Source organism: Rhizobium sp. TRM95796 (assembly GCF_025779995.1).
Lineage (GTDB): Bacteria > Pseudomonadota > Alphaproteobacteria > Rhizobiales > Rhizobiaceae > Rhizobium_E.
Genome location: NZ_JAOXHE010000002.1, coordinates 297489 through 310680 on the forward strand (window position 1 = coordinate 297489; position 13192 = coordinate 310680).

General features: G+C 61.7%; 12 protein-coding genes. 9 read left to right on the forward strand and 3 right to left on the reverse strand.

Annotated features, from left to right (window positions below):
- Positions 1-78: 78 nt before the first annotated feature.
- Positions 79-924, reverse strand: coding sequence for a GNAT family N-acetyltransferase (locus OCK01_RS07520; RefSeq protein ID WP_263823218.1), 846 nt, complete (start codon positions 922-924; stop codon positions 79-81).
- Positions 925-1073: 149 nt separating this feature from the next.
- On the opposite strand from OCK01_RS07520, the gene OCK01_RS07525 reads away from it, so the two are divergent.
- The 4 genes from OCK01_RS07525 to OCK01_RS07540 all read left to right on the forward strand — a co-directional run bounded on the left by OCK01_RS07525 (position 1074) and on the right by OCK01_RS07540 (position 4641).
- A complete protein-coding gene (locus OCK01_RS07525) occupies positions 1074-2000 on the forward strand; it encodes a Gfo/Idh/MocA family protein (protein ID WP_263823219.1) in 927 nt (308 codons plus the stop codon).
- Positions 2001-2217: 217 nt separating this feature from the next.
- A complete protein-coding gene (locus tag OCK01_RS07530; RefSeq protein WP_263823220.1) occupies positions 2218-3549 on the forward strand; it encodes a hypothetical protein in 1332 nt (443 codons plus the stop codon).
- A 7-nt stretch (positions 3550-3556) separates the two neighbouring features.
- Positions 3557-4066, forward strand: a complete 510-nt coding sequence (locus tag OCK01_RS07535; protein WP_182826692.1) for a TadE/TadG family type IV pilus assembly protein — start codon at positions 3557-3559, stop codon at positions 4064-4066.
- Entirely contained in the window at positions 4066-4641 is a 576-nt protein-coding gene (locus OCK01_RS07540) for a TadE/TadG family type IV pilus assembly protein (protein ID WP_182826693.1), read from the forward strand. The genes OCK01_RS07535 and OCK01_RS07540 overlap by 1 nt, the downstream gene beginning before the upstream one ends.
- 12 nt (positions 4642-4653) lie before the next feature.
- Here the strand turns inward: OCK01_RS07540 and OCK01_RS07545 are convergent, their stop codons facing one another.
- Both OCK01_RS07545 and OCK01_RS07550 read right to left on the reverse strand, forming a co-directional pair.
- The gene (locus tag OCK01_RS07545) at positions 4654-5064 is read right to left on the reverse strand and encodes a DNA polymerase III subunit chi (protein WP_263823538.1); all 411 of its coding nucleotides are present in this window, start codon (positions 5062-5064) and stop codon (positions 4654-4656) included.
- Positions 5065-5123: 59 nt separating this feature from the next.
- The gene (locus OCK01_RS07550) at positions 5124-6623 is read right to left on the reverse strand and encodes a leucyl aminopeptidase (RefSeq protein WP_263823221.1); all 1500 of its coding nucleotides are present in this window, start codon (positions 6621-6623) and stop codon (positions 5124-5126) included.
- A 138-nt stretch (positions 6624-6761) separates the two neighbouring features.
- Between OCK01_RS07550 and OCK01_RS07555 the strand changes: the two genes are divergently transcribed.
- The 5 genes from OCK01_RS07555 to OCK01_RS07575 all read left to right on the forward strand — a co-directional run bounded on the left by OCK01_RS07555 (position 6762) and on the right by OCK01_RS07575 (position 13191).
- A complete protein-coding gene (locus OCK01_RS07555) occupies positions 6762-7511 on the forward strand; it encodes a phosphatase PAP2 family protein (RefSeq protein WP_263823222.1) in 750 nt (249 codons plus the stop codon).
- 76 nt (positions 7512-7587) lie between these two features.
- The gene (locus OCK01_RS07560) at positions 7588-8751 is read left to right on the forward strand and encodes an LptF/LptG family permease (RefSeq protein WP_263823223.1); all 1164 of its coding nucleotides are present in this window, start codon (positions 7588-7590) and stop codon (positions 8749-8751) included.
- Positions 8748-9836 carry an LPS export ABC transporter permease LptG gene (gene lptG / locus OCK01_RS07565; protein ID WP_263823224.1) on the forward strand — a complete coding sequence of 363 codons (1089 nt, stop codon included), beginning with the start codon at positions 8748-8750 and terminating at the stop codon, positions 9834-9836. The genes OCK01_RS07560 and lptG overlap by 4 nt, the downstream gene beginning before the upstream one ends.
- Positions 9836-12163, forward strand: coding sequence for an LPS-assembly protein LptD (locus OCK01_RS07570; protein WP_412178979.1), 2328 nt, complete (start codon positions 9836-9838; stop codon positions 12161-12163). The genes lptG and OCK01_RS07570 overlap by 1 nt, the downstream gene beginning before the upstream one ends.
- An 83-nt stretch (positions 12164-12246) precedes the next feature.
- The gene (locus OCK01_RS07575) at positions 12247-13191 is read left to right on the forward strand and encodes a peptidylprolyl isomerase (protein ID WP_412178980.1); all 945 of its coding nucleotides are present in this window, start codon (positions 12247-12249) and stop codon (positions 13189-13191) included.
- Position 13192: the final 1 nt, after the last annotated feature.

Sequence of the window (13192 nt, forward strand, 5' to 3'; positions counted from 1 at the left end):
AGCGCCTCTCTCATATGATATGGGGTACGGCGCCTAGGATTAAAGCGCAGCCCCATGAAATCCTGGCGACATTCCCGATCAGCCGAGTTCGAAGGTCGTAACGCCGTAAATGCGGCGCAACGGCAGTTCCGGGTAATGGCCGCGATACATTCGCGCCGTCTCGAACACCGGATGCATGCCGTAACGCAGCGCGAGCGCCCTCGCCTCGGGATTGGGCATGGGAATGTCGAGATAGATATGACCGCCGCCGACCCGGGCGACCAGCGCGCGAAACAGCCGGTCGGCGATATCGGGACTGTCGGCGAAGAGCGGGCCTATCTTGTAGCCCGAACCGCAAGCGCGAATGGCGCCGAGGCCGGCGATCGCCCCGCCGTCGCGGAAAGCCAGAGCGAGCCGACCATGTCGCCCATCGGCGGTCGGATCAAGCCAGGCGGCGAGAAACCGAGCGCGCGACGCGGGATTGCAGCCGGCGTCATAGGCCAGCAACGCCTCCAGCGGCGCTTCGCTCGCACGCACGATGCGCGGATCTCGTGGATCCTCGCATGTGAGTTGGGCGCCGTAGCGGGCATTGGCGTGGGCATAGGCGAAGCCGGATTTGCGGTAGTTTTCCTGCTGGGCGACGACGCCGTCGAGACCCACCGTCTTCGCCTGGCTCATCGCCAGGACCTGGCTCCACAATTTAAAGCCCAATCCCTGCCCTCGGAACTGCGGAGCCACGATGTAGAAGCCGAGAAAACCGTAATCGGCATGATGGTGGACGAGAGAGACGCCGGCGGCGATCTCGCCGTCCATCTCGTCCACCCAATATCCTTCGGGATCGGCGCGCCAGAAGGCGTCGACATCGGCGAGACCGGGATTCCAGCCTTCCTTCGCCGCCCAGGACACCAGCGTTTCGAGATCGGTTTTCGTCGCCCTTCTGATCATGCTTGCCACTCCCGTTTTGGCAGTGCATCACAAAAAGCACGGTTTTACCAGTTGCTTCCTCGCCGCGGCGCTTGCCCGGCGGCGGCATTCTGATAAGAGCGAAGAATAATCATACTATTCCAGGAAACACTCAGTTCGGGAACAGACAGATGGCCCCCATCAAGCTCGCAATCGTCGGCGTCGGTAAAATCGTGCGCGACCAGCATCTTCCGGCGGTCGCCGGGAACGCAGACTTCGCTTTGGTCGCCACCGCCAGCCGTCATGGGACGGTGGACGGCGTTCCGTCTTACAAATCGATCGAAGAAATGCTCGCGGCGATGCCGGAGATCGAGGCGGTGTCGCTCTGCATGCCGCCGCAGTTTCGCTACGAGGCGGCGCTGACCGCGCTCAACGCCGGCAAGCACGTCTTCCTCGAGAAGCCTCCGGGCGCGACCATTTCCGAAGTGGAAGATCTGAAGCGCATCGCCGAAGCAAAGGGCGTATCGCTGTTCGCCAGCTGGCATTCGCGCTATGCGCCGGCCGTGGAAGCCGCGAAGGAGTTCCTCGCCGCCTCGCCGCTGAAGAAGTTGTTCATCAACTGGAAGGAAGACGTCCGCCATTGGCATCCGGGCCAGGCCTGGATCTGGGAGCCGGGCGGCCTCGGCGTTTTCGATCCCGGCATCAACGCGCTGTCGATCCTGACTCACATCCTGCCGAAGCCGGTGTTCATCACCGAGGCAGAGCTGGAATTTCCGGAAAATCGCGCCGCCCCCATCGCCGCCAGCATGCGCTTCTCCAACGCCGACAAGCCCGATGTGTCGGCCGAGTTCGACTGGCGCCAGACCGGCCCTCAGAGCTGGGACATCGAGGCCGAAACCGAAGCCGGCAAGATGCGGCTGGCCGACGGCGGCGGCAAGCTGTTCATCGACGGCGCGCTCGCCTTCGAAGGGCCGATCATGGAATATCCCAATCTCTACGCGCGCTTCGCCGAGATCATCAAGGTCGGCGTCAGCGATTGCGATATCGCGCCGCTGACCCATGTCGCCGACGCCTTCATGCTGGGCCGCCGCAAGATCGTCGACGCCTTTCACGATTGATCGGAAGCGCCCCGGATCGGCTCGAAACGGGGCGTCTTAACTGAATGGCAAGGCTTGGGCGTCATGATCACGCCGGAATACTTATTCCCGGAGTCTTGTTTTGAGCCCTTTGCTGACAAGCATGTTGCGCCGTTTCAAAAGCGCCGCCGCTCGCACGGCGGCGGCTTTCAGCGCTGATCGCAGCGGCAATTTCGCGCTCACCTTCGCGCTCGTCGCCGTGCCGACCATTGTCGGCGTCGGCGCGTCCATCGATTATGTACACGCCTACAATATTCGTATTCGCATGCAGGCCGATCTCGACGCCGCATTGATCGCCGCCGTCCGCGAAGTCGACACGCTGACCGAAGACAATATCAAAGAGCGCGTCAAAGTCTGGTTCAACGCGCAAGGAAAATCCACCGGCATCGCTTATTCGATCGACACCAACACAATCTCAATCAGCAAATCGAACCGCACGATCCAAGCCACCGTCAAGGGCGTGGTTCCGACCTCGCTGATGCAGATCTCCGGCGTCAGAAACGTCGATGTCCAAGTCGCCGCAGCTGTGGCGGGACCCGCGACGTCCTATCTGAACGTCTATATTGCGCTCGATAAATCCGCCTCTATGCTGCTGGCGGCGACAAGCGCCGGGCAGACGACGATGACGAACATCAAGGACACGTCGGGCAACAAGAGCAATTGCGTGTTCGCCTGCCACGAGGTCGAAGGGGGGCCCTGGAAGGTCGGCTCTTCCAATTACTCGACCTTGTATTCGGCTGCCAAGGCCGCAGGAGTATCCCTCCGTGCAGATGTTTCGGTCACCGCCGCCCAGGAAGTCATCGATCTCATCAAGGCCGCTGACCCGACGGGATCGCGCATCAAGGTCGGGATTTACTCGCTGGGCTCCACAGCCAGCGAAGAGCTTGCTCTGACAAATTCAATGTCAGCGGCGACCAACGCCCTGATCAACGATTCAGACCTCACCAGCGCCACGTCAATTCCATATTCCTATTTCGACAAATCGCTTACTGCGTTGACGTCGATGGTCGGCAGCGCCGGGGATGGATCAGCCGCCTCCAAGCCGCTCAAACTCGTTCTACTGTTGACCGACGGAGTCATTTCGCAGCGCAGCTGGGTTATCAACAACCCCCACAATACATGGGACTGCAAAACCTGGTCCGGGTCGAACTGCATCAAATTCAACAGGGCCCATTTTCCGGACCAGCTCAAGACATCTCCTCTCAATCCCGCCTGGTGCAAGAGCTTGAAGGATTCCTCTGTCACTATCGGCGTTCTCTACACGGAGTACCTGTCGATAGATAAAGACTGGGGCTACAACGGCACTGTCGGCGAAACCATGGCGACGAGCGGGTTCACATCGGTCTGGAGTGGCCAGATGAGAACGGGAGTGCCGTCGTCCACCACACGGCGCAACTATATCCCACTCGCCCTCTCGGACTGCGCCACGTCGTCCGATCTCTTCCTTGCCGCAAACGATCCCGATGAGATCGAGGCAGGGCTGGCGAAGATTTTCCAGCAATATCTCGGCTCTGTCCGGCTGACGCAGTGAGGGCGGGATGAGACGATTGCGCGATTATCTTCTCAACAGAAAGGGCAGCGCCGCGATTGAATTCGCGATCCTTGCTCTGCCGTTCATCGTCATCATCCTGGCGATCATCGAAATCGCGCTGATGTTCTTCGTCGATTCGGCGCTGGACTCGGCCGTGCACAAGGCCGTCCGGCAGGTGCGCGTCGGCACTGCGAAATCCGGAAACTGGCAGATCGCCAATTTCAAGACCGCGATCTGCTCGGAGCTTTCCTATTCCTTCTCGTGCTCGAGAGACCTGCTCGTGCGCGTGTCGGTCATCACGAATATGAGTTCCGTGTCGAAGGTCAACCCGTCCTCGGGCGGCGTGCTGAACGTCACGGAAACCTTCAACATCGGCAATGCCGGCGATTACGTGCTGGTGCAGGCCTTCCTGCCCTGGGACCCCACGCTCAAACTCTACACCTTCGCGTCCGGCCGCCTCAATGACGGGCGTTACGTGCTCGGCGCCGCCGACCTGTTCAAAAACGAGCCCTTCTGATGACGGATCCGCGACCGAAGAAGACAATCCGCTCGTCGATCCGGCGCTTCGGCAAGGATCGCTCCGGCGTCTCCGCGATCGAATTCGTGCTCATCTTTCCGATTCTCGTGGCATTGCTCGCCGGCACCGTCGATTTCGGCCAGGCGCTGATGGTGTCGCGCAAGATGAACCAGATCGTCTCGACCCTGGGCGACATGATCGCTCAGAAATCGGCCTGGACGACGTCGGAAGCCAACGCCATCATCACCGGCACGACCACGATCATCCTGCCGTTTTCGACCACCAACCTCAAGATCAAGCTTGCCGTGGTCGACGTCGCCTCGGATTTGTCGACCAAGGTCAATTGGGGTCTCGCTTATCAGGACACCAAGCCGGCCGCCAACAGCGCCTCGCCGGTGACCGTTCCGTCAACGATCGCCCAATCGGGCGTTCAACTGGTGACCGTGGTGGCCAGTTATGACCTGACGACGCCGTTCTCCACCCTGTTGCAGCCCGTGACCGGCGTTTCGACCTATCACTACAGCAAGACCTACATCATGCGGCCGCGCGTAAAAGACACGATTACGCTGGATTGACCGGCGGTCGCGTCAGGCCTTCTTTTCCCAGCGACCATCGTTGTTCTGCTGCCAGTAAGACAGTTGCCCGCCCCCGGCCTTCAGCCGCTTCCACTGGGCGCGCGCCTGCACGAGCTGCGCCTCGTCATGGCCGTCGAACATCAGCACCAGCCTTTCGTAGCCGGCGATGTCGTCCGGCGCTGCGCCATCGACATAGAAACGGATATGGGCGCCGTTCGGATTGTCGTCGTTGGAGGTGATGAGAATCGGCTGTTCATCGGCCATCTCCTCCGATGCGAGGCCGTGCGGCAGAAAACTGTCCGCGCGATAGGTCCAGAGATGCGCGTCGAGCGCCGCTTCCCGATCGGCGCCCGTCGTCTGCACGGCGATGCGCCATTTGCGCTCGAGGCTTTTTTCGAGCAGAGGCGGAAGCGCGTCCTCCATCCTGGTCTCGGTGAGATGATAGAACAGAATATCCACGCGCCCGCCCCGCTGTTGACCGATCAGGCTTCGTAATAGGCCCTGACGAGTTCGTCCAGCAACCGCACGCCGTAGCCCGACGCCCAGGACTGGTTGATTTCGTCCGACGGCGCGCCCATCGCGGTCGAGGCGATGTCGAGATGCGCCCAGGGCGTGGAGCCGACGAAGCGCTTCAGGAACTGCGCCGCCGTGATGGCTCCCGCCTGGCGGCTGCCGCCGGTGTTCTTCATGTCGGCGAAACGGCTGTCGATCATCTTGTCATATTCGCGGCCGAGCGGCATGCGCCACAGGCGTTCGCCGGTATTGATCCCGGAGATCAGCAGATTGGCCGCCAGAGCGTCGTCGTTGCAGAACAGACCGGCGTGATGGGCCCCGAGCGCCACGCCGATGGCGCCGGTGAGGGTCGCGAGGTTGATCATGAAAGCCGGCTTGAACCGTTCATTGGCGTACCAGAGCGCGTCGCAGAGCACGAGGCGGCCTTCGGCGTCGGTGTTGATCACCTCGATCGTCTGGCCCGACATGGATTTGACGATATCGCCGGGCCGCTGGGCGTTGCCGTCCGGCATATTCTCGACGAGACCGATGACGCCGACGACATTCACCTTGGCCTTCCGCGCGGCGAGCGTATGCATCAGGCCGGTGACGGCGGCCGCGCCGCCCATGTCGCCCTTCATGTCCTCCATGCCGGCGGCCGGCTTGATGGAAATGCCGCCGGTGTCGAAGACGACGCCCTTGCCGATGAAGGCATAGGTCTTGTCTTTGGGCTTGGCGCCTTTCCACTGCATCACCACCAGACGCGGGGGACGCACCGAGCCCTGCGCCACGCCGAGCAGCGCGCCCATGCCGAGCTTGCGCATGTCCTTCTCGGTGAGGATCTCGATCTCGACGCCGAGTTTTTCGAGTTCTTCGGCCTTGGCGGCGAATTCCTCCGGCCCGAGCACATTGGCGGGCTCGTTGACGAGGTCGCGCGCGAGGATGACGCCCCCGGCCACGGCTTCGGTCGTCTCGAAGGCCTTCTTGGCGGCCGAATGCGCGGCCGTCACCAGCGTGACCTTGGCAGACTTGTCGCCGTCGCCATTGTCCTCGGAGTCGTCCTTCTTGGTCTTGTAACGATCGAAACGATAGGCGCGCAGCATCATGCCGAGCGCGAAATCGGCGGCGTTCTTGGCCGTCGTATCGTGATCGGGAACGTCGAGGAAGACGCTCGCCTTCTCGACGCCGGAAAGCGCCGCGGCGACGACGCCGCCGGCCTTCATCCAATCCTGCGCGCCGAATTCCTGCCTGGCGCCCAGGCCGATCACCATGAGACGGTCGGCCGCCGACCCTTCGGGCGCGAGCAGATCGAGCTTGCCGAATTTTTTGCCCTTGAAGCGCGCGGTCCTGGAAGCCTTGGAGATCACTCCGGAAGGGTCGAGATCCTCAGGCGCGGACGTCGGCCCGTCATCCGAAAACCTCAGAACGACGGCGACGCCGCCCGCGATCTTGGCCGAGCGGGAGAAGGAGAATTCGAAACGCGAAGACATTCGCAGCACCTTTCAAGACGATTATCGATTCTGATCTTGGACAAGGCGATCCGCAATGCAAGCATAACCCTCCCCCGCCTGTCATATTCGTGTTACTAATTTTCATGATCTTCGTGCGTGAACCGGGTTCCATGGCTCATGACGGCTGAAGACTACGAAAGAAGCGCTCTGTCCTACACCATGCTCGCCCTCGTGGCGGCAACGGTGACGCTCGGCGTCTTCCAGGCTTTTCCCCAATTGGATCTCGCGACCGCAAAGCTTTTCTGCCACGCCTATGCGGCGGGGGACCTTTCGGCGAATGGCCGTTACTGCCCCGGCTTCCCCGCTCAGGGCGACGCGCGCGTGATCGTGATCCGCAAGATCCTGTTCTACCTTCCGCCACTCATCGCCACGCTCTTCGCGCTCGACATCGTCTATCGCTGGGCGGTCACGCCGCCCTGGCTCTGTCGCGGCTTCAGGCGGGAGGCGCTGGCGGTCCTGGCGTATCTCGCCGGCCCCATCGCCATCGTCAACGGCATATTCAAGGAATATTCCGGCCGCCCGCGCCCCTACGAAACAAATCTGTTCGGCGGCGAACTGCATTTCGTCCCGGTGGCCGATTTCACCGGCTCCTGTTCCAGCAACTGTTCTTTCGTCTCCGGCGAAGCTGCGGCCGCCGGCTGGCTGATGGGCGTCGCCCTGCTCCTGGCGCCGCGCCGTCCCCGTCTGTGCCGGGGATTGATCGCCGCATCGCTGATCACGCCGATTTTCCGCCTGGCGATGGGCGGTCACTACCTGTCCGACGTGCTGCTCGGCTGGCTTTCCGGCGCCGTCTCGCTGCCCCTGATGATCCTCGCCTACGCCTCCATCCGGAGCGCTCTCGTGCAAGTGATCAAAAGCCGGACTTGATCGGCCCTGTCAAAAGTGCGAAATCGCTGGGCCGGGGTCCGCGTGGAGCCCAAGAAAACAGTCATGCGGATCCTGGATGTATCTGATCGAGACCTACATCTTCGGGCGAGTGTTTCGGATGTTCCTGTCCGCGCTTGCGCCCGTTCTGGCCATCATCTGGGCCACACAGGTGCTGGGACGCATCAATCTCGTCACCGACAGCGGCCAGTCGATCGGCTCCTTCGCCCTGCTCGCCTCCTATATTCTCCCCAACATCATCCCGGTGGTGTTGCCTTTCGCCGTGATCATCGCGGTCGCGCAAACTTTCCACGCGATGAACAATGATTCGGAACTGCCGGTTCTCGACGCCGCCGGCATGCCGCGACGCTATCTCTATCGACCGGTGCTGGTGTTGACGTCGCTTCTCTGCCTCGTCTCCTTCTCAATCGACAATTTCGTCGAACCGGTCACGCGACTGGGCATGCGCAAGACGATCGCCGCCACCTATGCGGACCTGCTGTCGTCGGTCATCGAAGAAAAGGCCTTTCGCAAGATCGACGACGGTCTCTATGTGCAGATCTCCGAACGCGTGAAGGGCCGTGTGCTGCGCGGGCTGTTCGTGGCGGACTCGCGCGATCCCCGTTACGAGATGCTCTATTACGCGCGCGAAGGCGCGGTCGATCCCAATGGCGGCACGCTGATCATGAAGGACGGCGAGATCCACCGGAAAGCGCCGACCGGAAGCGTCTCGATCATCCATTTCGATTCCTATTCCTTCGATCTGTCCGACCTGTCGGAATCCAAGGGCGAGGCCAAGCTGCGGGCTGCGGATCGCGATCTGCCCTACCTGCTGAACCCCGACGTCGACGACGCCGACTACAAGGACGATCCTCTGAGCTATCGCGCCGAGCTGCATCGCCGGCTGACGGACTGGTTCTACCCGGTCACCTTCGCGCTGATGGCGCTGGCGCTGGCGGGCAGCGCCCATTCTCATCGCGAGCGCAAGGTGCATCCGCTGCTGCCGGCGCTTGTCTTCGCCTTCGCATTTCGATGGGGCGCCTTCTATTTCGCCAACCGGATCGAAAACGGCGCTGAGCCCTGGCAGCTCTATGCGTTCGCCGGCTCGATCACCGTCATCCTGATTCTGGTGATCATGCGTTCCGGCCGCCGGCTCGGACGCCGCGGCTCGTTGATCGACGGATGCGAAACGGTCATGCGCAAACATTTCCGCCGCGGCGGCGCGGAGGGAACATCGGCATGACCAACGGCACCCTGTTCCGCTATTTCCTGAAGCGGCATCTGGCCACGATCATGTGGTTCCTGCTCGGCATCGCCGCCCTCGTCTTCCTGCTGGATTTCGTGGAGAATTCCGGCCTCAGGGGAGCTGTCCCCGGCTTCACGCTGATCGACGCGCTGTTCCTCACCTTGATCCGCGTGCCCTCCATCCTGCAGCAGACCATCCCCTTCGTAATGCTGCTCGCCGGCATGACGACGCTGGTCGCGCTCAATCGCCGGCAGGAAATGGTCGTCACCCGCGCCGCGGGCGTCTCCGTCTGGCAGTTCATGACGCCCTTCATCACGGGCGCCTTGATCACCGGGCTCCTGGCGATCTTCGCGCTCAATCCGATCGCGGCGGCCGGCATGCGCATGGCCGAAGACATCGAATCGGCCGCCAAGGCCGCCAAGCATCTCAACCGCAAGACCCAGATCATTCCCTGGCTGCGGCAGATCACGGCGGATGACGACGTGATCATCGGCGCGGTGACGGTGGAGGAGCGCGGCACGCTGCTCCTCGACCCGGTCTTCATCCACTTCGGCGCCGATCGGCGAATCGTGCTTCGACAGGACGCTGCGAGCGCAAGATTGAAAGATGGTTACTGGCTGCTTAACAAGGTTTCGGAAACCCGGCCGGGGCAAATACCGGTTGTTCTCGAAACGGCGCGGGTCAATACCAATTTGAAACAGGAATTCATCCAGCAGCGCATGGCGCGTCCGGAAACCGTTAGTTTTCTTGGGCTTCCGCGCCAAATCGAGGCAGCGAAATCCTTCGGCGTCTCAACCAATGCGCTAGAAACACAGTTTCATTCGCTGCTTTCCCTGCCTTTCCTCATGGTGGCGATGACGCTCATTTCGGCAACAGTTTCACTGAAATTCTCTAGGTTTAACCAAAGCCAGAGCATGATTTTCGGTGGCGTGATGGCAGGCTTCGTGCTTTATGTCGTCTCCGTGCTTGTGAAGGCGTTTGGAAGCAGCGGCGTCGTGCCGCCTTTCGTGGCGGCCTGGGTGCCCGTGGTCGTCGCGCTGTTTCTTGGAACAACGCTTTTGATGCATCAGGAGGATGGTTAGTGGCGGCAGTCGACCGCAAGGTTATGCGTTGGTTTGGAGCGGCCCTCCTGTCCGGGGTAGCGAGCCTGTGCTTTGGCTTGCCCACGGCGGCCCCCGCCTATGCGCAATCGTCGGAAGAGGACAAGAAGCCTCTTCTCTTGACCGCGAATCAGCTCATCTACGACCGCGACCAGAACAAGGTGATCGCCGTCGGCGGCGTGCAGATCGATTACGGCGGCTATAAGCTGGTCGCCAAGCGCGTCGAATACAACCAGCAGACCAAGCGCGTGATGGCGATCGGCGACATCGAAATGATCGAGCCGACCGGAAACCGCGTCTATGCCGACAATCTCGACGTCACCGACGACTTCGCCAACGGCTTCATCGATACGATTCGCATCGAAACGACCGACGACACGCGCCTTGTGGCGCGCAAGGGACGGCGCATCAACGCCGACGAACTGGTGCTGGAAAAGGGCGTCTACACGGCCTGCCAGCCCTGTAAGGATCATCCCGAGAAGCCGCCTCTCTGGCAGGTCAAGGCCGAACGCGTCATCCAGAACGGCAAGACGCATACGGTGCGGCTTGAAAACGCCCGCTTCGAGCTGTTCGGCAAGCCGATCGCCTGGGCGCCGGTGCTCGAACTTCCCGACCCCACGGTGAAGCGGAAATCCGGCTTCCTGTTCCCGCGGATGAGCACGTCGCAGAATCTCGGCTTCGGCATGTCCATCCCGTATTACCAGACGATCACGCCGCATATGGATGCGACGCTGACGGTGACGGGCTATACCGCGCAAGGCGCGCTGCTCGACGCCGAAATCCGCAACCAGTTCAAGCTCGGCCTGCACACGCTGCATATCGCCGGCATCGACCAGATGAATAAAAGCCGGTTCACCGACGGCACGAGCGATGCGCAGGAAAAGACGCGCCTGGCGGTGTCTTCCAAGGCCGATTTCAGAATCAATCCGCGCTGGGCTTTCGGGTGGGACGCCCTGATCCAGTCGGACAACAACTTCGCCCGCACCTATTCCCTGTTCGACGCGGACGAGAACACCCATACCAACCAGGTCTATCTGTCGGGCCTCGGACGCCGCAACTCGTTCGACATGCGCGCCTTCTATTTCGATGTTCAGGACGCCGATCCGGACAGCAAGGATGAGAAGAAGCAGGCGGTCGTGCACCCCGTGCTCGACTACACCTATATCCATCCAGAGCCGATACTGGGCGGGCAGTTGTCGACGACCGTCAACCTCCAGAGCCTCAGCCGCACGAACACCGACCGCGTGCGCTGGCTCGACGGCGTGGACGTGGCGGATCGTTATCAGGGCGTGGCGGGCACGTCGAACCGCTTCACCAGCGAAACCGAATGGAAGCGCACCTTCGTCGTTCCGGGCGGCCTGCTGCTGACGCCGCTCCTGGCGGCGCGCGGCGACGGGTTCTATCTCGACACGAACAATGTTCCTTCGAGCTATCCCGGCAATTATTACGACGGATCCGACGCGGGCCGCTCTATGCTGACGGCCGGCCTTGAAGCCCGCTATCCAATTCTCGCCACCACGGCGAACGCCAGCCATGTGTTCGAACCCATCGCGCAGGTCTATGCGCGCCCGGACGAGCGTCTTGCTGGACGACTTCCGAACGAAGATTCGCAGAGCTTCGTCTTCGACGCCGCCAACCTGTTCGAGCGCGACAAATTTTCCGGCTATGACCGTGTCGAAGGCGGCACGCGCGCCAATTACGGCCTTCGCTATACGGGAACGTTCGACAGCGGCTATGTGTTCCGCGGCATCGTCGGACAATCGTATCAGTTGGCCGGAAAAAATTCTTTCGCGACCGACGATCTGGTCAACGCCGGGGCGAATTCAGGTCTGGAGACGCGCGCATCCGATCTCGTCGGCGCCATCGGAGTCGAAGCGCCCATGGGCGTGACGGCGTCCTTCGGCGGTCGTTTCGATCAGAAGGGCCTCGAGATCCAGCGCACGGACTCCACCCTCGGCTACAACAGCAAGAAGCTGCAGACGGAGCTGACATACACCCAGATCGCCGCACAGCCGAAATACGGATATCCGACCGAGGGGCAGGAAATCCAGTCGACCACCGCCGTGAAGCTCAAGGATTTCTGGTCCGTCTATGGATCGGCCACCTGGGATCTCAAGGCGAATGTGATCAGCCGCAACACCTTCGGCTTCTCGTATGACGACAGCTGCACGGTGTTCGAGATCGGCTTCAGCCAGACCCGAGATCCGCAGGACAAGACGGCGAACGACTGGTCGATCGGCGCGCGGCTCAGCTTCCGGACGCTGGGCGACATCAATGTCGGCGATTCCAACGCTCCTAAGTTCAATTGACATTGTTTTGCCTCATGGAATGTGCAATTTCATCCTCCCGCAGGAATTGCCGCGAAAGCATGTGGCTCGAGAGGTGGAGGATGATGATGACGTTGACGCGTTTTCGTTCGCTGGTCGCGGGCGCCGTGATTTTCAGCCTGTCGGCCGCATTTGCGCCCGAACCGGCAATGGCCGCGGGCGACGGCGTGGCGGCGATCGTCAACGCCACGGTGATCACGGACGCGGATGTCGCCAAACGCGCCGCATTCCTCCGTCTTCGTCGCGCCCCGGGCGCCGGCACGAAAAGCGCCCGTGAAGAGCTGGTCAACGAGGCGCTGATGCGCGCCGAGATCATTCGCGTCGGCGCCTCGGTGAGCACCGACGACGTCGACGCCGCCTTTGCTCGCTTCGCCAACTCCAACAAGATGTCCGTTGCGCAGTTGACCCAGATCCTGAGCAAGGCGGGCGTGACTGCGGAACATTTCAAGTCCTATATCGGCATCCAGATGAGCTGGCCGCGCGCGGTCAACTCCCGCTACGGCGCCAATGGCCAGATGAGCGCGCAGGAGTTCATCGGCCGACTGCAAAAGGACAACGGCAAGAAGCCGGTCACCAACGAGTATATCCTGCAGCAGGTCATTTTCGTGATACCGGCCTCCAAGAAAGGCAAGATCACCGGCAAGCGCAAGTCCGAGGCGGAAGCCTCGCGCAAGCAGTATCCCGGCTGCGAAGGCGGCAAGGCGTTTGCAGCGACCATGCATGACGTCTCGATCCGCGACATCGGCCGGGTGCTCGAGCCGCAACTGCCGGCGGCCTGGAAGGAAGACCTGCTCAAGGCTTCGGTCGGCGGCACCACGCGGACGCAGGTCACCGATCGCGGCGTCGAATATATCGCGGTCTGCAAGAAGCGGCAGGTCTCGGACGACTTCGCCGCGCAGGTGGTCTATCAGGCCGAGGACCTCGAAAAGGCAGAGAAGCAGGGCAAAGACCCCAACAGCGTCAAATATCTCGACGAGCTTCGCAAGCGCGCGCAGATCGAGCTGCGCTGAC